At 70.7% G+C, this 19520-nt stretch carries 16 protein-coding genes and 1 riboswitch; of the genes, 9 read left to right on the top strand and 7 right to left on the bottom strand.

What is annotated here, in order from left to right:
• Position 1: 1 nt before the first annotated feature.
• A complete protein-coding gene (locus tag ABIA32_RS06865) occupies positions 2 to 829 on the bottom strand; it encodes a hypothetical protein (protein ID WP_370092959.1) in 828 nt (275 codons plus the stop codon).
• A gap of 352 nt (positions 830 to 1181) precedes the next feature.
• Here ABIA32_RS06865 and purN point away from each other — a divergent pair, with 352 nt between their 5' ends.
• Entirely contained in the window at positions 1182 to 1856 is a 675-nt protein-coding gene (gene purN, locus ABIA32_RS06860) for a phosphoribosylglycinamide formyltransferase (RefSeq protein WP_370092958.1), read from the top strand.
• 88 nt (positions 1857 to 1944) lie between these two features.
• Entirely contained in the window at positions 1945 to 3528 is a 1584-nt protein-coding gene (purH, locus tag ABIA32_RS06855; protein WP_370092957.1) for a bifunctional phosphoribosylaminoimidazolecarboxamide formyltransferase/IMP cyclohydrolase, read from the top strand.
• Between the two features lie 75 nt (positions 3529 to 3603).
• On the opposite strand, the gene ABIA32_RS06850 is transcribed toward purH, so the two are convergent.
• Both ABIA32_RS06850 and ABIA32_RS06845 read right to left on the bottom strand, forming a co-directional pair.
• The gene (locus ABIA32_RS06850; RefSeq protein ID WP_370092956.1) at positions 3604 to 4302 is read right to left on the bottom strand and encodes an RDD family protein; all 699 of its coding nucleotides are present in this window, start codon (positions 4300 to 4302) and stop codon (positions 3604 to 3606) included.
• Between the two features lie 73 nt (positions 4303 to 4375).
• Positions 4376 to 4813 carry a DUF2752 domain-containing protein gene (locus tag ABIA32_RS06845; RefSeq protein ID WP_370092955.1) on the bottom strand — a complete coding sequence of 146 codons (438 nt, stop codon included), beginning with the start codon at positions 4811 to 4813 and terminating at the stop codon, positions 4376 to 4378.
• Positions 4814 to 4996: 183 nt separating this feature from the next.
• Here ABIA32_RS06845 and ABIA32_RS06840 point away from each other — a divergent pair, with 183 nt between their 5' ends.
• From ABIA32_RS06840 to ABIA32_RS06830, 3 genes are all read left to right on the top strand, one after another.
• Positions 4997 to 5851 carry a bifunctional methylenetetrahydrofolate dehydrogenase/methenyltetrahydrofolate cyclohydrolase gene (locus ABIA32_RS06840; RefSeq protein ID WP_370092954.1) on the top strand — a complete coding sequence of 285 codons (855 nt, stop codon included), beginning with the start codon at positions 4997 to 4999 and terminating at the stop codon, positions 5849 to 5851.
• The gene (locus ABIA32_RS06835) at positions 5838 to 6263 is read left to right on the top strand and encodes a DUF3017 domain-containing protein (RefSeq protein ID WP_370092953.1); all 426 of its coding nucleotides are present in this window, start codon (positions 5838 to 5840) and stop codon (positions 6261 to 6263) included. Before ABIA32_RS06840 ends, ABIA32_RS06835 begins: the two co-directional genes overlap by 14 nt.
• Positions 6264 to 6465: 202 nt before the next feature.
• Complete coding sequence (locus tag ABIA32_RS06830; protein WP_370092952.1) at positions 6466 to 7455, top strand: malate dehydrogenase; 990 nt, start codon at positions 6466 to 6468, stop codon at positions 7453 to 7455.
• Here the strand turns inward: ABIA32_RS06830 and ABIA32_RS06825 are convergent.
• Complete coding sequence (locus ABIA32_RS06825) at positions 7448 to 7882, bottom strand: hypothetical protein (RefSeq protein ID WP_370092951.1); 435 nt, start codon at positions 7880 to 7882, stop codon at positions 7448 to 7450. The genes ABIA32_RS06830 and ABIA32_RS06825 overlap by 8 nt on opposite strands.
• A 26-nt stretch (positions 7883 to 7908) precedes the next feature.
• A riboswitch (ZMP/ZTP riboswitch) is annotated at positions 7909 to 7999 on the top strand.
• Between the two features lie 51 nt (positions 8000 to 8050).
• On the opposite strand from ABIA32_RS06825, the gene glyA reads away from it, so the two are divergent.
• From glyA to ABIA32_RS06805, 4 genes are all read left to right on the top strand, one after another.
• Positions 8051 to 9319, top strand: coding sequence for a serine hydroxymethyltransferase (glyA, locus tag ABIA32_RS06820; protein WP_370092950.1), 1269 nt, complete (start codon positions 8051 to 8053; stop codon positions 9317 to 9319).
• Positions 9320 to 9347: 28 nt separating this feature from the next.
• Positions 9348 to 10649, top strand: coding sequence for a hemolysin family protein (locus ABIA32_RS06815; RefSeq protein WP_370092949.1), 1302 nt, complete (start codon positions 9348 to 9350; stop codon positions 10647 to 10649).
• 482 nt (positions 10650 to 11131) lie between these two features.
• Positions 11132 to 12148 (top strand): tryptophan--tRNA ligase, encoded by a 1017-nt coding sequence (gene trpS / locus ABIA32_RS06810; RefSeq protein ID WP_370092948.1) that lies wholly within the window; start codon positions 11132 to 11134, stop codon positions 12146 to 12148.
• Between the two features lie 8 nt (positions 12149 to 12156).
• On the top strand, positions 12157 to 12705 hold the full coding sequence (locus ABIA32_RS06805) for a 2'-5' RNA ligase family protein (RefSeq protein WP_370092947.1): 549 nt from the start codon (positions 12157 to 12159) through the stop codon (positions 12703 to 12705).
• On the opposite strand, the gene ABIA32_RS06800 is transcribed toward ABIA32_RS06805, so the two are convergent.
• From ABIA32_RS06800 to ABIA32_RS06790, 3 genes are read right to left on the bottom strand one after another with little or no spacing between them, the layout of a single operon-like run.
• Positions 12702 to 14240, bottom strand: coding sequence for a hypothetical protein (locus tag ABIA32_RS06800; RefSeq protein ID WP_370092946.1), 1539 nt, complete (start codon positions 14238 to 14240; stop codon positions 12702 to 12704). The genes ABIA32_RS06805 and ABIA32_RS06800 overlap by 4 nt on opposite strands.
• A 10-nt stretch (positions 14241 to 14250) precedes the next feature.
• On the bottom strand, positions 14251 to 15780 hold the full coding sequence (locus ABIA32_RS06795) for a DUF6020 family protein (protein WP_370092945.1): 1530 nt from the start codon (positions 15778 to 15780) through the stop codon (positions 14251 to 14253).
• Entirely contained in the window at positions 15780 to 19364 is a 3585-nt protein-coding gene (locus tag ABIA32_RS06790) for a CDP-glycerol glycerophosphotransferase family protein (protein WP_370092944.1), read from the bottom strand. The genes ABIA32_RS06795 and ABIA32_RS06790 overlap by 1 nt, the downstream gene beginning before the upstream one ends.
• Positions 19365 to 19520 lie beyond the last annotated feature (156 nt).

The raw sequence follows: 19520 nt of genomic DNA, 5'->3' as shown, positions 1-19520 counted from the left end.
CTCAGCCGCCGCCGTTGAGCTGCACCAGCCACGCCGGCGGGGTCGGCGTGACAGACGTGGCGCAGGTGTTGTAGGCCGCCTTGGTCAGCGCGTTCGCCTGGCAGTCGTAGTAGCTCTTGTAGTAGAGCTGCACGCCGAAGACCGCCCCGACCAGCGCCAGCCCCACCGCGCCCGCGATCAGGCCGCCGATCGCGGCCGGGGCCTGCGGCTTGGCGGGGGCCGTCGGGTAGTAGCCGGGGCCGTGCGGCATCGGGGGCAGCCCGGCGTTGACCGCGGGGGTCGGCGTCTTCGCCTCGCCGCGCAGCGCGCTGATGCCCCAGTACAGCGCCAGGGCGCCCAGCAGCAGCGTGAGGTAGGGGATGCCGAGGATCAGGAAGAGGAATCCCCACATGCCGCTGAGCATCGCGTACCGGGCCCGGCGCTGGACCGGGTCGGTCGGGTCGAAGCGCGGGCCGGAGTTCTGCGGCGGGTACGGGAAGCGCGGCATCGGAGGCTGCTGGCCCTGGTAGCCCGGGCTCCACGGGTGCGGCGGCGGGACCTGGGCGCGTCCGCGCGACGGGGGCGTGGCGTCCTCGGGCGCGGCCGCACCGTCCGGCCGGGCCGAGCCGTCAGGCGCGGCGTCACGCGGCTCGTCGCCGCCCTCGGGCGCGCCGCCCTGCGCCGGGGGCTGCGCGTGCGGCTGCTGTTGGTGCGCGATCGGACCGCGCGGCTGCCAGGGCCGGTCGGGCGTGCCGGCGGGCGGTGGCGCGAAAGGGTCCCGCGCCTGCGAGCCGGTCCGATTGGTGTCGCCGCTGTGGCCCATGGTCTTCGCCGTTACTCCTGGTTGCATCTTCCGCTTCGGACGCGCTGTGTGCGGTCTCCTTGTAGGAGACACCCTCTCACTCCGGACCCTTCTGCGGCGTGCGACCCCAGGATGATCGTCGGCGGGGGAGCCGCCGGGGAACAGCCGGGGTACGGGACCGCGCGCGGGTACCGGTAAAGTTGCTGACGGACGGCGTGCCCAAGAGGTTCCCGTCCGGTCCGCGGGACGACCGCGGACACACTTCGGCGGACGCGGATGCCGGTCACGAGATGACACCCCGCGCCTGCCACCGATTGAGCTCGATGGACGTCCCGGCACGCCGCGCGGAAGCAGCAGCAGGCGGCAGGACGCCCGCGGGCCCGACCCGAAGGACCGAGCTGTGGCTCTTGCGCCTGGCAGTGCACCGCTGGACTTCGCCGCACCTGCGGCGCCCGCCCGCCTCGTCGTCCTCGTCTCCGGCTCCGGCACCAACCTCCAGGCGCTGATCGACGCCGCCGCCGACCCGGCCTACGGCGCTGTGATCGTCGCCGTCGGCGCCGACCGCGACGGCATCGCCGGCCTGGAGCGCGCCGAGCGCGCCGGGATCCCCACCTTCGTGCACCGGGTGAAGGACTACCCCGAGCGCACCGACTGGGACGCCGAGCTGACCGCCGCCACCGCCTTCCACACGCCGGACCTGGTCGTCTCGGCCGGTTTCATGAAGATCCTCGGCGGTGCCTTCATGCGCCGCTTCGAGGGCCGCATCGTCAACACCCACCCCGCCCTGCTCCCCGCGTTCCCCGGCGCGCACGGAGTGCGCGACGCGCTCGCGTACGGGGTGCGGGTCACCGGCTGCACCGTGCACCTGGTCGACGAGGGCGTGGACACCGGACCGATCATCGCCCAGGGCGTGGTCGAGGTCGCCGACTCGGACTACGAGGACGAGGGCGAAGCGCTCCACGAGCGCATCAAGAACGTCGAGCGGAAACTGCTCGTCGACGCCGTGGGACGGCTGGCCCGCGAGGGCCACCGGATCGACGGACGCCGGGTGCTGATCCCGGCGCCCGCCGAGTAACACCGCGGCGCGCACCACCAGCACCACCACACATCAACCGCGCCGACGGGGTGGTCATCTCGTCGGGGCATTGCAGAAGGATTCGGTAATGAGCTCAGGCAGCAACCAGCCGCAGCCCACCTCCGAGAACGTTCGTCCCCTCCGTCGGGCGCTCGTCAGCGTCTACGACAAGACCGGTCTCACCGAGCTGGCCCAGGGCCTGCACGCGGCCGGCGTCGAGCTGGTCTCCACCGGCTCGACCGCGGCGAAGATCGCCGGCGCGGGCGTGCCGGTCACTCCGGTCGAGGAACTGACCGGCTTCCCCGAGTGCCTCGACGGCCGAGTGAAGACCCTGCACCCCCGCGTGCACGCGGGCATCCTGGCGGACCTCCGCCTGGCCTCGCACCGCGAGCAGCTCCAGGAGCTGGGCGTCGAGCCCTTCGACCTGGTGATCGTCAACCTCTACCCGTTCGCCGCGACCGTCGCCTCCGGCGCGAGCCCGGACGAGTGCGTCGAGCAGATCGACATCGGCGGCCCGAGCATGGTCCGCGCCGCGGCCAAGAACCACCCCTCCGTGGCCGTGGTCACCTCGCCCGAGCGCTACGCGGACGTGCTGAAGGCGGTCGCCGACGGCGGCTTCGACCTGGCCACCCGCAAGCGCCTGGCCGGCGAGGCCTTCGCGCACACCGCCGCCTACGACGTGGCCGTCGCCTCCTGGTTCTCCAGCGGCTACGCCCCGCAGGACGAGGAGCAGTTCCCGGCGTTCCTCGGCGCCACCTGGGAGCGCGAGAACGTGCTCCGCTACGGCGAGAACCCGCACCAGGCCGCCGCGCTCTACGTCGACGGCAGCGGCACCGGCCTGGCCGCCGCCGAGCAGCTGCACGGCAAGGAGATGTCCTACAACAACTACGCCGACACGGACGCCGCGATCCGTGCCGCGTACGACCACGCCGAGCCGTGCGTCGCGATCATCAAGCACGCCAACCCGTGCGGCATCGCCGTCGGCGCGGACGTCGTCGATGCGCACGCCAAGGCGCACGCCTGCGACCCGGTCTCGGCGTTCGGCGGCGTCATCGCCGTCAACCGTCCGGTGACGGTGGCGCTGGCCGAGCAGATCGCGCCGATCTTCACTGAGGTCGTCTTCGCCCCGGACTACGAGCCGGGCGCGGTCGAGGTGCTGGCGCAGAAGAAGAACATCCGCGTGCTGCGCGGCACCCCCGCCGTCGCGGCGGTGGAGACCCGCGCGGTGACCGGCGGTCTGCTGCTCCAGCAGGCCGACCGGATCGACGCGGCGGGCGACGACCCGGCGAACTGGACGCTCGCCTGCGGCGAGGCGCTCGGCGAGGCGGATCTGGCCGAGCTGGCCTTCGCCTGGCGTGCCTGCCGGGCCGTCAAGTCCAACGCGATCCTGCTCGCCAAGGGCGGCGCCTCGGTCGGCGTCGGCATGGGCCAGGTCAACCGGGTGGACTCGGCGAAGCTCGCGGTCCAGCGCGCGGGTGAGCGGGCGCAGGGTTCGTTCGCGGCCTCGGACGCGTTCTTCCCGTTCCCCGACGGGCTCGAGGTGCTGATCGAGGCCGGCGTCAAGGCCGTGGTCCAGCCCGGCGGTTCGGTCCGCGACGACCTGGTGGCCGAGGCCGCGAAGGCGGCAGGCATCACCATGTACCTCACCGGGACGCGGCACTTCTTCCACTGAGCCGTACGGCAGCAGGTATGACGAAGGCCCGCCGCTCCTCCTCGGGGCGGCGGGCCTTCTTCAGGTGGCGTCAGGTCAGTTGGACTTGGCGACCACGGTGTTCATGATCTTGTCCGCGAAGGTCTGCTTCTTCGCGTCCCACAGCGGCCACAGGTAGCCGATGCAGCAGATGCCGTCGAGCACGTGGGCGATCTCGCGGACGACCGCCGGGCCGATCTCCAGGCGCTGGCCGTCGGCCTCGCGCACGGTGTGGATGTTCACGGCCTTCTGGCCCAGGGACTGGCCCATGGTGCCCTTCATGACGCCGATGCCGATCAGCACCAGGATGTTCACGAAGAACGCGCCGAGCTGGAAGCTGCCCACGTTGCTGCTGACGCTGCCGTCAGCGTTGATCGTGCTCGACGGGCCGTCGGCGGCGAACAGGATGATCCAGGGGATGATCCCGATCACGAAGGTGTCGATGATCCGCGCGACCGCGCGGCCGCCCCAGCCCGCGTACGCGTTCTGGACGTAGCCCGCGTACGGGTCGCCGCCCGGGTAGCCCGGGTACTGCGGCTGCTGCGGGTAGCCGTACGCCTGCTGCTGTTGCTGCTGCGCGTACGGGTCGGCCGGCGGCTGCTGCGGGTAGCCGTAACCCGGCTGCGGCTGCTGGGGCTGCTGCGGGTAGCCGTAGCCCGGCTGCGGCTGCTGGGGCTGCTGGGGAGGCTGCTGCCCGTAAGGGTTGGGCTGCTGCGGCTGGCCGTAGGGGTTGTTCGGGTCGGGCGGGTAACTCATGCTCATGCCTCCGGGCAGGGATGCGGGACGTGACGTACTGACGGGCGGTGAGATTATCGGAGGGGAGTGACGCTCAGGAGGGCAGGAAGCCGTATCGGTGCAACTGCCAGGCCCAGGAGACGGCCGCGGCCGAGAAGATGACGATGTTCTTCTGTCGCGACGGCAGTCGCCACCACCAGCGGCCACCACCGAGCGGGGCGAACAGCAGACCGAGGCCGACCAGCACCGTGACCGGGTTGGCAGCGATCGCCGCGCCGAGATGACCGGCGCCCAGCTCGATGAAGACCGTCGTGCTGCCGCAGCCGGGACACGGGATCCCGGTGAAGCGGCGCAGCGGACAGAGCACGCCAGGATCGTGCGTCGCGTGGACCTCCGCAGCCGCCAGTGCGAGGACCCCGGCGCCGCTGCCACGCAGCAGCACCCGCAGGGGCGCGCCGTAGCGGCTCCCGGCGATCCTTGACCAGCGGTACTCCCACGCGGCGCGCGCGCCTGGCGCGCTCGTAGTGCTCACGGTCCCCCCGACACCCCGTCCCCGTTTCTGATACCGCTCCATCGTTCCGATCCGCTCCTGCCGTGTCCACCTCGATAAGGGGCGGGGACGGACTTGTGGCGTATTTGCAACCGGACCACCACGGTCCGTGCGTGAGGAGGGTGCCGTGACACAAGCACTTCCGCGATCCGGGAGAATGGCCTCATGACCGCCCAGATTCTCGATGGCAAGGCCACCGCCGCAGCGATCAAGTCCGAGCTCGTCACCAGGGTCGAGGCGCTGAAGGCGCGGGGCGTCAACCCCGGTCTCGGCACCGTCCTGGTCGGCGACGACCCCGGCAGCCACTCCTACGTGCGCGGCAAGCACCGCGACTGCGCGCAGGTCGGCATCGCCTCCATCCAGCGCGAGCTCCCCGCGGACGCGACGCAGGAGCAGGTCGAGGACGTCGTCCGCGAGCTGAACGCGAACCCCGACTGCACCGGCTACATCGTCCAGCTGCCGCTGCCCAAGCACCTGGACGAGAAGCGCGTCCTGGAGCTGATCGACCCGGCCAAGGACGCCGACGGCCTGCACCCGATGAGCCTCGGCCGGCTGGTGCTGAACGTCGAGGCCCCGCTGCCGTGCACCCCCTACGGCATCGTCGAGCTGCTGCGCCGCCACAAGGTGGAGCTCAACGGCGCGAACGTCTGCGTCGTCGGCCGCGGCATCACCGTCGGCCGCTCGATCGGCCTGCTGCTGACCCGCCGCAGCGAGAACGCCACGGTGACCCTCTGCCACACCGGCACCCGCGACCTCTCCGCGCACCTGCGCGCCGCCGACATCATCGTCGCGGCGGCGGGCGTGCCGCACCTGATCAAGCAGGAGGACGTCCGTCCGGGCGCGACCGTGCTCGACGTGGGCGTCAGCCGCGTGGACGGCGTGTACACCGGCGACGTGGACCCGAAGGTCGCCGAGGTGGCCGGCTGGGTCTCCCCGAACCCCGGCGGCGTCGGCCCGATGACCCGGGCGATGCTGCTCAGCAACGTCGTCGAGGCGGCCGAGCGACGTGCCGAGGGTTGAGAAGCGCCCGAAGGCGCAGCAGCGGCCGCCGGTGAAGACCACCGGGACCTTCCGTCCCGAGGGTGGTTCGGCGGCGGCCGGTCGCGACAAGCCGGTGCCGGTGCGGCAGTGGCCGATCGTGCTGGTGCTGGTCGTCGTCGGCGTCGGGCTGCTGGTCACCGCGCTGAACGCCTGGCGGGCCGGGATCGTCACCATCGGCGTCGGCATGCTGCTCGGGGCCCTGCTGCGCGCCGTGCTGCCCGAGGTCGGGATGCTGGCCGTGCGCAGCCGGTTCACCGACATCGTGGTGATGGGTGTGATGGGCGCGGTGATCGTGGTGCTCGCGCTCGCCGCGTTGCCCGATCCGGTGATTCACCTGCCGCTCGTGAACCAGCTGGGCGACCTCGTACACAGCGACAACAGCGGGAACTGAGCGCCTCGGTGGGCTCCGGTGAGCCCCGGTGATACCGCTCTGAGCTGGGTTGATGCCGGATCGGCATGAGCACGTCGGAAACGTGATGAAGGACTCCCGGGGGCGTGACGACAGCACGCCCTCGGCTCGTGCCGGTTGCGATAGCCTGACGCTGGTCTCTCGACGTCGAGAGACGCGTCGGCGACAGCTGGAGAAGGTAGAAATGACCCGCACCCCCGTCAATGTCACCGTGACCGGCGCCGCCGGCCAGATCGGCTACGCGCTGCTCTTCCGCATCGCCTCCGGCCACCTGCTGGGCGCGGACGTGCCGGTGAAGCTGCGTCTGCTGGAGATCCCGCAGGGCGTCAAGGCCGCCGAGGGCACCGCGATGGAGCTCGACGACTGCGCCTTCCCGCTGCTTGCCGGCATCGACATCTTCGACGACCCGAACGCCGCCTTCGCCGGCGCCAACGTCGGCCTGCTGGTCGGCGCCCGCCCGCGCACCGCCGGCATGGAGCGCGGCGACCTGCTCGCGGCCAACGGCGGCATCTTCGGCCCGCAGGGCAAGGCCATCAACGACAACGCCGCGGACGACATCCGCGTCCTGGTCGTCGGCAACCCGGCCAACACCAACGCGCTGATCGCCCAGAACCACGCGCCCGACGTCCCGGCCGACCGCTTCACCGCGATGACCCGCCTGGACCACAACCGCGCCGTGGCGCAGCTGGCCAAGAAGCTCGGCGTCACCGTCTCCGACGTCAAGCGCCTGACCATCTGGGGCAACCACTCCGCCACCCAGTACCCGGACATCTTCCACGCCGAGGTCGCCGGCAAGAACGCCGCCGAGGCCGTCTCCGACGAGAAGTGGCTGGCCGAGGACTTCATCCCGACCGTCGCCAAGCGCGGCGCGGCCATCATCGACGCCCGTGGCGCCTCCTCCGCCGCCTCGGCCGCGAACGCCGCGATCGACCACGTCCACACCTGGGTCAACGGCACCGCCGAGGGCGACTGGACCTCCGCGGGTGTCGTCTCCGACGGCTCCTACGGCGTCCCGGCCGGCCTCATGTCCTCCTTCCCGGTCACGGCGAAGAACGGCAAGTTCGAGATCGTCCAGGGCCTGGAGATCAACGAGTTCTCCCGCCCGCGCATCGACGCCTCGGTCAACGAGCTGATCGAGGAGCGCGACGCGGTCAAGGAGCTCGGCCTCATCTGACCTGCTTGCGCTTCCCCGCACGCTTCGAGGCCCGGCGGCCGGTTGTCCGCCGGGCCTCCAGCGTTCCCACCGGGGTGCTGTGTGCTCCTCCCGGGCCGCGCCCGCGACACCACCAGACGGTCACCCCGTCCTCGGGGCGTGGCCTCACGTGCATGCCCAGCTCGTGCGCGGGGCAGACCGGCCACGCGCGCCACAGATACTCCGTCGCCGACTCCTGGGCTGCGTCGGCGATTTCGGGCAGGCCGGACTCCTCGGGCAGCGCGTTGCCCTGGCTGCCCCAGGAGGCGAAGCCCACGCGGACACCCCAGTCGTCCAGCAGCAGCGCGAACGGTTCGACGTCGGGCTCGGTCGCGGCCAGGTCCCGGTTCACCAGGTCCAGCGCGTCGTGCCACTCCGGGCAGAAGTCTCGGTCTGTGAGCGTCTCCACCATCGCAGGCTAGCCGTCCCGTAGGCTGGCCGGGCCGTGACTGGCGCACGGGGAAGGGACCCCGAGGGAGCGGCGAGGTGCACCACCTCCGGTCTGCCGTACGCCTGGGCAGCCGGGTCGGACTCCGCTACGACGGACGTAGCGTGGAGTAGAGACCCGGAGGACGCCATGTCGTACCTTGCCCAGCAGGACCCCGAGATCGCCGCACTGATCGTCGCCGAGGAGCAGCTCCAGGCGGACACGCTGCGCCTGATCCCCAGTGAGAACTACGTCTCCCACGCCGTGCTGGAGGCCACCGGCACGGTCCTGACGAACAAGTACTCCGAGGGCTACCCCGGCAAGCGCTACTACGAGGGCCAGCAGAACATCGACCTGGTCGAGTCGCTGGCGATCGAGCGCGCCACGTCCCTCTTCGGGATGGACCACGCCAACGTCCAGCCGTACTCCGGCTCGCCCGCGAACCTCGCCGTCTACCTGGCCTTCCTCAAGCCCGGCGACACGGTGATGGGCATGGCGCTGCCGATGGGCGGCCACCTCACCCACGGCTGGGGCGTCTCCGCGACCGGAACCTGGTTCCGCGGCGTGCAGTACGGCGTCCGCCGGACTGGAAATTCTGAGACGCGAGGCCGGGTCGACCTGGACGAGGTGCGCGCGCTGGCGCTGGCCGAGCGGCCCAAGCTGATCTTCTGCGGCGGCACCGCCGTGCCGCGCACCATCGACTTCGCCGGCTTCGCCGAGATCGCCCGCGAGGTGGGCGCGGTGCTGGTCGCGGACATCGCGCACATCGCCGGGCTGATCGCGGGCGGCGCGCACCCCTCCCCGGCCGGCCACGTGGACGTCGTCTCGACCACCACCCACAAGACGCTGCGCGGCCCGCGCGGCGCGATTCTGCTCTCCACGGAGGAGCACGCGAAGGCGATCGACCGTGCCGTCTTCCCCGGCCTGCAGGGCGGCCCGCACAACCACACCACGGCGGCCATCGCGGTGGCGCTCAAGGAGGCCGGGGGCGAGGACTTCCGCGCCTACGCCCGCCAGGTCGTCACCAACGCGCAGGCCCTCGGCGAGCACCTGGCCGCGCGCGGCTTCGACCTCGTCTCCGGCGGCACCGACAACCACCTGCTGCTGATCGACCTCACCGGCAAGGACGTCCCCGGCAAGGTCGCCGCGAAGGCGCTGGACCGCGCGGGCATCGTCGTCAACTACAACACCGTGCCCTACGACACCCGCAAGCCCTTCGACCCCTCCGGCATCCGCATCGGCACGCCCGCGCTGACCTCGCGCGGGATCCCCGCGAGCGAGATGGCCGTGGTCGCCGAATGGATGGACCGCGTGGTCGTCGCGGCCCGCAGCGGCGACGAGGAGACGATCGGCAAGGTCCGCGCCGAGGTCAAGGCACTGATGGACGCGTACCCCGCGCCGGGCCTCCCGGTCCGGTAGCGGCACCCGGGGTCCCTACACTGGCCCGGTGAGCGAGACGTTGCGCGATGCCGGGCTGGTCCTTCTGTTCATCGTGGTCGGCGGGATCTTCAACGTCGCCGAGATCTCCCTGATCTCCCTGCGCGAGGGCCAGATCCGCGCGCTGGCCGAGCGCGGCACGAAGCGCGCGGCGCGTGCCGCGCATCTGGCGGCGGACCCGAACCGGTTCCTGGCCTCGGTGCAGGTCGGCGTCACCTGCATGGGTTTCCTGTCGGCGGCGTTCGGCGCGGACACGCTGGCGAAGAAGCTGTCGCCGATCTTCGTGGACTGGGGCATGAGCAAGGGCCCGGCGGACGCGGTGGCGCTGGTCGGGCTGACCCTGGTGATCTCCTATGTGTCGCTGGTGCTGGGGGAGTTGACCCCGAAGCGGATCGGCCTGCAGCGCGCGGAGTCGATCGCGCTGTCGGCGGCGCCGCTGGTGGACGTGATCTCGCGGGTGCTGCGTCCGGTGATCTGGCTGCTGTCGGCTTCGACGAACCTGATGGTCCGCTTGTTGGGCGGCGACCCGAGCGCGGGGCGCAACGCGATGAGCTCGGAGGAGCTGCGCGGTCTGGTGGCCGCGAACACCGAGCTCGGCAGCGACGAACGGCGCCTGATCGGCGACGTCTTCGTGGCGGGCGAGCGGCAGCTGCGCGAGGTGATGGTGCCGCGCACGGAGGTGACCTTCCTGGACGCCTCGCAGGACGTGGCGGCGGTGCGGGAGGAGGTCACCGCGTATCCGCACTCGCGGTACCCGGTGGTGGACGGCTCGTACGACCTCGTCGTCGGCTTCGTGCACGTCCGCGACCTGTACCGGGCCGACGCGGTGGGCACGGTCCGCGACATCGCCCGCCCGGTGAAGCTGCTGCCCGCGACGAAGCGGGTCCTCCCGTCGATGTCGGAGATGCGGCACGAGGGCCACCACCTGGCGATCGTGGTGGACGAGTACGGCGGCACGGCGGGCATCGTGACGCTGGAGGACCTGGTCGAGGAGGTGATCGGCGAGATCCGCGACGAGTACGACTCGCAGGAACTCTCGACGACGCGGCGGCTCGCCGGAGGCTCGATCGAGGTGGACGGGCTGCTGAACCTCGGCGACTTCGAGGAGGAGACGGGCGTCGAGCTGCGGGAGGGCCCGTACGAGACGGTGGCGGGCTACGTGGTCGCCGAGCTGGGCCGCTTGCCGCTGATCGGTGACCGGATCACCACGGAGGACGGCTACGTCATCGAGGTGGCCACGCTCGACGGCCGCCGCGTCGACCGTGTCCGAGTGACGGCACCCCCCGAGGGGCGCGAGGAACTGCGCGAGTAACCACCCTGTGCGGATGGCCCTGCGCGTTCGGTGCTGTACCTCGTGGGTGGCTTGTCGCGCAGTTCCTCGCGCCCCTGGCGGTGCAACCGCAGCAGGCGTTGAAGCCGCAGCTTCACGACGCGCCGTAGGCGGATCGGGGCGACCCAGACCACCAGCTCGCCGTGGGGGCCGGGGATCGGCGTCAGCCGATGGACGCGGCCGGCGCGCCAGACACGCCGTTGACCGAGGCCCGGCGCGGGTGTGATCGAACCGGTGACGTCCCGGCCGGCGAACGTCGACTCGTAGTCCCGCGTGTCGTGGACAGGTGTGATCACCGTCACCAGCGGCGTGGGCATGCTGCCGCACCTCCGTGCCTTTGTCACAGGTCCGCGCGGTGAACAACGCCGCCGCGAGGCGCAGGTGGCGGTCGTGCCACAAAGAGGGGGCGCTCGATCGTCGGGAGCCGCGCGAAAGATCCGCCGCGCACCTGAGAGAATGTGCGCATGGCCATCGACCGTCCTCGCGTGCTCTCCGGTATCCAGCCCACGTCGGGCTCCTTCCACCTGGGCAACTACCTCGGCGCGGTGCGCCAGTGGGTGGCCCTGCAGGAGTCGCACGACGCGTTCTACATGGTCGTGGACCTGCACGCGATCACCGTCGCGCAGGACCCGGCGGTGCTCCGCGAGAACACCCGCGTCTCCGTCGCCCAGCTGCTCGGCGTCGGGCTCGACCCGGAGCGCTGCACGCTCTTCGTCCAGTCGCACGTGCCCGAGCACGCGCAGCTCGCCTGGGTGATGAACTGCATCACCGGCTTCGGCGAGGCGTCCCGGATGACGCAGTTCAAGGACAAGTCCGCCAAGCAGGGCACTGACGGCACCACGGTCGGCCTCTTCACCTATCCGATCCTCCAGGTCGCCGACATCCTGCTCTACCAGGCCGATCAGGTCCCGGTGGGCGAGGACCAGCGCCAGCACGTCGAGTTGACCCGCGATCTGGCCGAGCGCTTCAACAGCCGCTACGGGCAGACCTTCACCGTGCCGAAGCCGTACATCCCCAAGGAGACGGCCAAGATCTTCGACCTGCAGGACCCGGCGGCGAAGATGAGCAAGTCCGCCTCCTCTCCCAAGGGCCTGGTCAGCCTGCTCGACGACGTCAAGGTCAGCGCGAAGAAGTTCAAGAGCGCGGTCACCGACACGGACACCGTCATCGCCTTCGACGAGAAGCAGAAGCCGGGCGTCTCCAACCTGCTCAGCATCTACTCCGCGATCAGCGGCCGCTCGATCCCCGAGCTGGTCGAGCACTTCGAGGGCAAGATGTACGGCGCGCTCAAGACCGAGCTGGCCGACTACTACAGCGAGTGGGTCGCCCCGATCCAGGACCGCGTCAGCCTCTACCTGGACGATCGGGCCGAGCTGGACCGCGTGCTCGCGCGCGGCGCGGAGAAGGCGCGCGCCGTGGCCGCGCCGACGCTCGCCGAGACGTACGACCGGATCGGCTTCCTCCAGCCGGTCCAGCACTGAGCGGCGGCATGGATCAGAGTCACATAACGAACCCGGGGGACCCGGTACTGATCGGGGTCTCCCTGGAGGTGCCCGAGCCCTACGCCTCGCTGATCCAGGACGCCCGCGCCGGCTACGGCGATTCGAAGGCCCGGGCGATACCCACGCACGTGACCCTGCTGCCGCCGACCCTCGTCCCCGTGGCGGAGGTGGAGGCCGTCGGTCGCCACCTCGCCGCGGCGGCCGCCGCGCACCGGCCCTTCCCCGTCCAGCTGCGGGGGACGGGCACCTTCCGGCCGGTCTCGCAGGTGGTCTACCTACGCCTGGACGCGGGGGTGCGCGAGTGCCGCGCGCTGGAGGCTTCGGTCCGTTCCGGTCCGCTCGCCCGCGAGCTGGCGTTCCCTTACCACCCGCATGTCACGGTGGCACACGATGTCGAACCCGCCGCGCTGGACCGCGCGTTCGCGGAGCTGAAGGAGTTCCGGGGGGAGTTCACCGCCGGGGGCTTCAGCCTCTACCGCTTCGGTGCGGACGAGATCTGGCGTCCCGTCCGCACCTTCGCGTTCGCCTGCGGTTAGGATTCCTCGCGCTTCAGCCGGCTGAAGGCCAGCGGCAGCGTCAGCACGCCGATGAAGAACGGCGTCGCCATGTACCGGAACAGCGGTCCGGGGGTGGCCACGAGGACGTTGAGCTGCATTCCGATGCTGATCGCCGCGATGGCGAGCACCTCGCGGCGCCGGACCTTGCGGGTCAGCCGGAGCAGGACGAGGTAGCCGAACCAGCACCAGGTGGCGCCGCCCCAGATGATCCAGTTCAGCTGCGGCGTCTTGCCGAGGTTGTACCACCAGTTGGCAGCCTTGTGCAGCACCGTGGAGAGCGGCCGCACATGCATCGAGGGGTAGTACGGGCTGGCGTAGAGCTCGGGGTGGGCGTTCATGAAGGTGTAGCCGTTGGCCGAGGACCGGACGTCCATGACGAAGGTGCGGTCCTGGTCCGGGTTGATCGCCCAGGCCGGGGTGCCGCGGCAGATCGTCGCGTCCAGGAAGTCCTGCGGGGCCTTGCGGACCGTCTTGTAGAAGAGGGTCATCAGCTGGGCGTGGTGGTCCACGGCGGCCTGCTTGTTGAAGCCGCCGTTCATCAGCCCGTCGACGCCGTAGCAGTCGGCGCCCTTGGTCTTCCAGTGCTGAAGCGGAGCGATCTCGCCGAGCAGGGCCAGATCCGCGGCGGAGAAGACCTGCGGCGACTTGCTGTAGGTGTAGGCGATGTCGGCGTAGAAGAAGGTGTTGCCGGCGAAGTCGGTCGGCTTGGTCACGCCCAGCGCCGGGTAGACGCCCTTGTCGAGCCCCATGAAGATCATGATCGGGATCACGGTCACCACGGCGATCCGGCGCCACAGCCACGGCACGCAGAGCAGCAGCGCGCAGCCGCTCAGGAAGACGGCGAGGAAGCCGTTGTTGCGGGACAGGCAGACGAGCGTGAGCCCGGCGCCCAGCAGCCACCAGTCGCGGCGCTGGCCCCAGGCGGGACCGTTCCCGTTCCGCTTGGCGCGGCGCTCCGCGCGCGGCACGCGCAGCGCGTCCCCGACGATGTGGGTCAGCGCGGCGAAGGCGAGCACGCCTCCGATGACGTAGGGGACGTCCTTCCAGATGTAGATCACGAAGTCGCCGCTGGAGGGCAGCGCCAGCAGCAGCACCACCGAGGCGACGATCCAGCGCGTCCGGATCCGGTACTTGCGCAGCCCCGCGGCCAGGTAGCCGATGGAGAGGGACATCCCCAGCACCTGGCAGAAGGTCAGCAGCGCGTAGTCGCCGGTGATCTTGAGGGTGAGCCAGACGCAGGCCAGGTAGAAGATCGAGTGGTCGTCGATCCAGTGCCCGGTCGTCGACTCCCAGGTGTAGTTGAAGCTGTCGTACGTCATCAGCCCCGGATAGAACGCCGCCCACCACAGCAGGTAGCCGACCAGGGCCAGCGCGGCCACGCCCACGGGCATCCGCAGGCGGGGCGGGATCCTCTCGATCAGGTCCTCGCCGCGCGCGCGCAGCCCGCCCAGGACACCGGGACGCTCACCGCGCGGCCGGTCCGCGGAACGCTCGCGGACGGGGGTCAGGGTCATGGGGGAGTCCTCAGTCATTCGCGGGGTCGCGGCGGAGCCTTGCGAAGGCCAGGGGGAGCAGCAGCACGCCGATGATCGTCGGACCGGCCATGTAGCGGTAGAGCGGGGCCGGCGTTCCGGCGAGCACGGTCAGCTGGAGACCGGCCATGACCGCGGCGGTCGCGAGCACCTCGCGCCGCCACACCCGCCGGGTGAGCCGCACCACGATCGCGTAGGTCAGGTAGCACCACACCGCGCCGCCCCAGAGGATCCACTGGAGCTGCGGCGTCCGCGAGACCTGGAACCACCAGGCAGCCAGGTGGTTCAGGCTCTTCGACAGCGGCTGCGCGTGGAACGCGCTGTGGTACGGGCTGGTCTTCAGCTCGGGGTGCGAGATCAGCGAGTCGTGGTAGGGCCCGGTGTAGTTGACCGGCGCCATGAAGATGCCGTGGTCGGGGAAGACCGCCCAGGCGTTGTGCGCCCGGCACAGGTGCGCGTCGGCGACGTACTGCGGGGCCTTCTTCAGCACCGTCGTGAACGCGGACATCAGCTCCGACTGGTTGGCCGAGGCGGCCGCCATGTTGAAGTTGTTCGAGGCGATCGTCAGCGGGTCGGTGTCCCAGCACTGGGCCCCGGCCGTCTTCCAGTGGTCCAGCGGGGCCACCGCGGCCATGGCCTGGACCTCCGCCGCGCTGAACATGCCCGGGTTCTTGCTGTAGCCGTAGGCCACGTCGGCGTAGAAAAAGGTGTAGGCCGAGTTGTTCACCTGCGGCTGCACCCCGACGGCGGGGTAGAGCACGTTGGTGAGGAAGAAGTAGAACAGCACCGGCACCACGGTCATCGGCGCGATCCGGCGCCAGTTCCAGGGCAGGCAGGCGAGCAGCACCAGGCCGATCAGGACGACGGTGAGGAAGCCGTTGTTCCGGGCCAGGCAGAGCAGCAGCATGCCGCCGCCGAAGGCCAGCCAGTCCCGTCGTTGGCCGGGCACCGCACGCCGCGCCTCGCGCGGCCGGCGCAGCATGTCGCCCACCAGGTGGACCACGGCGGCCGCGGCCAGCATCGCGCCCAGGACGAAGGGCACGTCCTTCCAGACGAAGATGAAGAAGTCGCCGGTCGGCGGCAGCACGCCGCAGAGCACGACGGCGGCGATGATCCAGCCCCGCCGGATCTTGAACTTGTCCAGTCCGGCCGCCAGGTAGCCGATCGTCAGCGCGGCAGCCACGATCTGGCAGAAGGTCAGCAGCGCGTAGGTGCCGGTGATCTGGAGGGTCAGCCAGACACAGGTGATGTACGGGATCGAGTGGTCGTTGATCCAGTGACCTGTGGTCGACTCCCACGTGTAGGTGTAGCTGTCGAAGCTCATCAGCCCGGGGTAGAAGGCTGCCCACCACACGAGGGAGATCAGGAACGAGATACCGGCCACCGCCAGCGGAAAACGCAGCCGCGGCGGGATGCGTTCCACCAGCGGACGGATCCGCCGGGTCAGGCCGCCGACCCGCGACCGCACACCGGGTGCGGTCGGGGGCGGCGTGGGGCGGGTCGAGGTCGAGCCCACAGCCATCAAAGCTCCAGCATTCGGTCGACCACGCGCCTGGTGGCGTGGCCGTCGTCGAGGTCGCAGTAGGTGGTGCGGAACGCCTCGTAGGCCGGAGCGCTGTCCTTGACCACGTGGTCGATGTTCCGCAGCGCGTCGACGATCTCGGCCGAGGTGCCGAGCAGCGGACCGGGGGCCTGCTGCTCGAAGTCGAAGTAGAAGCCGCGCAGGGAGTCACGGTAGTGCTCGAGGTCGTACGTGAAGAAGAGGATCGGGCGTCCGGTTACCGCGTAGTCGAACATTACCGACGAGTAGTCGGTGATGAGCACGTCCGCGACCAGGTAGAGCTCGGCGATGTCAGGGTAGCTGCCGACGTCCCAGGCGAAGCCGTTCCCGGCGCCGTGCACCTGGTCCACCACGTGCGCGTGCGGGCGGACCAGCACCACGTGGTCGTCGCCGAGCTCGCGCTCCAGCAGCTCCAGATCCAGCTGGAGGTCCAGCTGGTGGCCGCCGGCGTGACGCACCCGGTCCTCGCGCCAGGTCGGCGCGTAGAGCACGACCTTCTTGCCCTCCGGCACGCCGAGCTGTTCCCGCACCCGGCGCGCGAGCAGCTCGCGGTCCTCGGCGAGCAGGATGTCGTTGCGCGGGTAGCCGGACTCGAGGATCTCGCCCTCGTAGTGGAACGCCCGCTCGAAGATGGGGGTGCTGAACCGGTTGGGTGACAGCAGCAGTCGCCACTGCCGGCCCTCGCGCTCCAGCGCCTCCAGGTAGTCGGTGTCGGCGAACCAGTCGTTGTCGAAGTCGAAGCCGATCCGCTTCAGCGGCGTGCCGTGCCAGGTCTGCACGATCGTCTGGCCCGGACGCTTGCTGATCCACCGCGGGAAGTGCGTGTTGCCCACGATGTACCGGCTGCGCGCGTACGCCTCGTACCACTCCGCGCTGTCCAGCACGACCGCCCGCGTCCCGGGCGGGGTGACCGCGCGGTGGTCCCTGACCACCCAGAGGTGCTCCAGGTCGTCGCGGCGGCGCAGCATCTCCTGGTGGATCGCCTTGGGGGAGTCGGAGTAGTCCTTGCCCTCGAAGACGTCGTAGAGGACCTGCGGCAGGATCGGCTGCGCCAGCGCGGCCGGGTAGATCTCCTCGCGCAGCTGGCGGCGGTGGAAGGTGCCGCGCTCGGCCAGCGGGACCGCGGGCTCCACGTCGAGCAGCAGGGTGTCGTAGTAGCGGCGGCGCAGGCTGACCGTCCGCCCGCGTGCCTCGACCGGGAGCGGCAGCGACGCGTGCGCCGGGGCGGCCAGCTTGGCCGGCACCTCGACCGGCCCGGTCTGGGGCCCCTCACTCTCGGGGGTCTCCGACAGCACCCGCACGAACAGCGACCACTGACCCGAGAGCAGCGGCACCTCGCCGTTCCAGCCGGCGTTGGGCAGCGCGGGCAGCGTGGCGTAGATCCGGCCGTCGACGGCCTCCGCCGGGTACACGTGGACCTGGGCGTGGTAGCGGTGACGCAGCACCAGCTCCAGCGCGTGGCGGCCGTCGAGCGGGAAGGTGCCCTCGAGCGCGAAGCCCTGCTCCGCGGGGAGCGCGGTCACCTTCTCGAACAGCGGTTGCAGCGGCTGCTCGACGACCTGGAGGTAGCCGCGCGGCGAGCGCTTGAAGCAGAGCACCTGCGGGTCCTCGACCGGCCCGGACACCGGGTACTGCACCGTGGTGCGGCCCTCGCGGTCGTCGATCACCAGCTCGAGCGTGGAGTCGTCGGCCAGCAGCAGATGGGCGCCCCAACGGTCCTGGGCCTGCTCCTGCAGGCTCGGGCGCAGCCGCACCAGCTCCTTGCGCGCGGAGGACATCAGCGCGTGGTCCACGGAGGCGGTGAACGAGGTCCACGCTCCGACGGCCTCGCCCAGGACGACGGGGAAGTCCAGCTCCGCCGTGGCGCCGTCCTCCTGGTGCTTCAGCCGCAGCGAACGGACCTGGCTCGCCTTGGCCGTCTCGACCAGGCCGCTGAGCTGGAACGCGTCGCCCGCGGACGAGGCCGAGCCGACGACCGCGCTGACGGTCTCGACGCGGATGTAGAGGTGGTCGTCGCGGATCTCGGGGATCACCCGGACGTTGTCGGAGACCCAGTGCGGGGCCGGGTTCGCGGCGGAGTCGTAGTGACCGGCCTTGATCCGGCTGCGGCGAGGACGGCCGGGGCCGAAGACGCCGATCGTCATCCGCCAGGTGCCGTCGACCCAGTGGCCGCGGTTCTTGAGCCGCTTCGGGTCGAAGTTCAGCTCGAAGCCGGCGAAGTCGCAGTGGCGCATCGGCTGGTCGTACGCGTCCGCCGTGGCCTCGAGGTCCTTGACCGTCTTCGCCGGCACGACCACGGTGCGGCGGCTGCCGTGCTCACGGAGCATCAGCGCCTTGATCGAGTCGCGGCGGTGCATCGCGCCCAGGTGCCGGGGGTAGGCGAAGCCCTTCAGGAAGAGCTTGCCGTCCTCGTTCCAGTCCACGCGGTGCAGGCCGCTGCGCACGACGAGCTCCGAGTCCAGTCGCAGCACCGAGTCCGGCACCGGCGCGCTGAGGAAGGCGTAGTCGGCCAGGTGCCGGACGTTGCCGCGCAGCGGGATGGTCCAGGGGTGGGTGCGGTCGAACTCCAGCACCGCGATCAGGTCGTCCAGGCGGCGCTTGACCGTCAGGAAGTACTTGAGCCGCATCGGCTGCGGCAGCGAGTTCATCGCCTCCGGGCCCATCTGCTCGATCATCCTGCCGACGTGGTCGAGGAAGGCGGTGCGGTACTCGTCGCCGCCCTCGAGGAGCGCCTTGAAGAAGAGCGGGATCTCCTCGACCAGCGCGTTGCGGTCGTAGGCGGTGAGGAACTTGTGGAACTGGGGCCCGTCCTGGCTCTGCAGGAACTTCCTGACCATCCCGATCGAGGCCACCCGGTCGATCAGGCCCTTGGGGTCGGTGCGGTTCTGCGTGATCGAACGGGCGCCGATCTCGCGCTCGCGCCAGTTGTAGATCGGCTCGGCGAGGACGTCGACCTTGTCCGCCAGGTAGTGCAGCGGGATGGAGACGGGAGCGTCCTCGTAGAGGATGCCGGGGTAGAGCAGGTTGTGCTTGTCCCAGAACGAGCGGCGGTAGACCTTGTTCCAGGCCGTGCGGTCCGTGGTCAGCGGCTGGAACTCGCTGATGTGGGTGGCCAGCCGGGTCTTGGCGAAGGGCCGCCGGTGGACCGGCGACTGCTGGTACCCGACCGAGCGGAACCGCAGCACGTTGCCCGCGACGAAGTCGGAGCCGGTGCGGTCGAGGGTCTCCAGCATCAGCTCGTACGCGGTGGGCGGCACGGTGTCGTCGCTGTCGACGAAGGCCAGGAACTCGCTGTCCGGGGAGATGTGCTCCATGCCGGTGTTGCGGGCCGGACCGAGGCCGCCGTTCTGCTTCTGGACCAGACGGAACCGGGTGTCCTTCGCCTCCCAGGCCCTGGCGATGTCCGCGCCGCCGTCCTTGGAACCGTCGTCCACCATGACGACCTCGAGGTCGCTCATGGTCTGCGCGGCGAGCGAGGCCAGGCACTCGTCGAGGTACCGCTCGACGTTGTAGATCGGGACGACGACGGAGAGGCGGGGGGCCATGGGGTACGCACGAGCCTTTCTTTGCTGGCACGGCAGCCCCCGGAGGGCATTACTCGGGCTAACCGCACATAGGAACGATCCTTAGCCTATCCGCACCGGGGGTCGGCCAGGAGGCCGCGCCCCGGGTGACAGCGGCCGTCCGGGTAAGAGTGATCT

The sequence above is a fragment of the Streptacidiphilus sp. MAP12-20 genome (assembly GCF_041262525.1).
Taxonomy (GTDB): Bacteria; Actinomycetota; Actinomycetes; order Streptomycetales; family Streptomycetaceae; genus Streptacidiphilus.
Note: the sequence above shows the minus strand (reverse complement) of the source record. Positions and strands in the feature narration are given on the sequence as shown.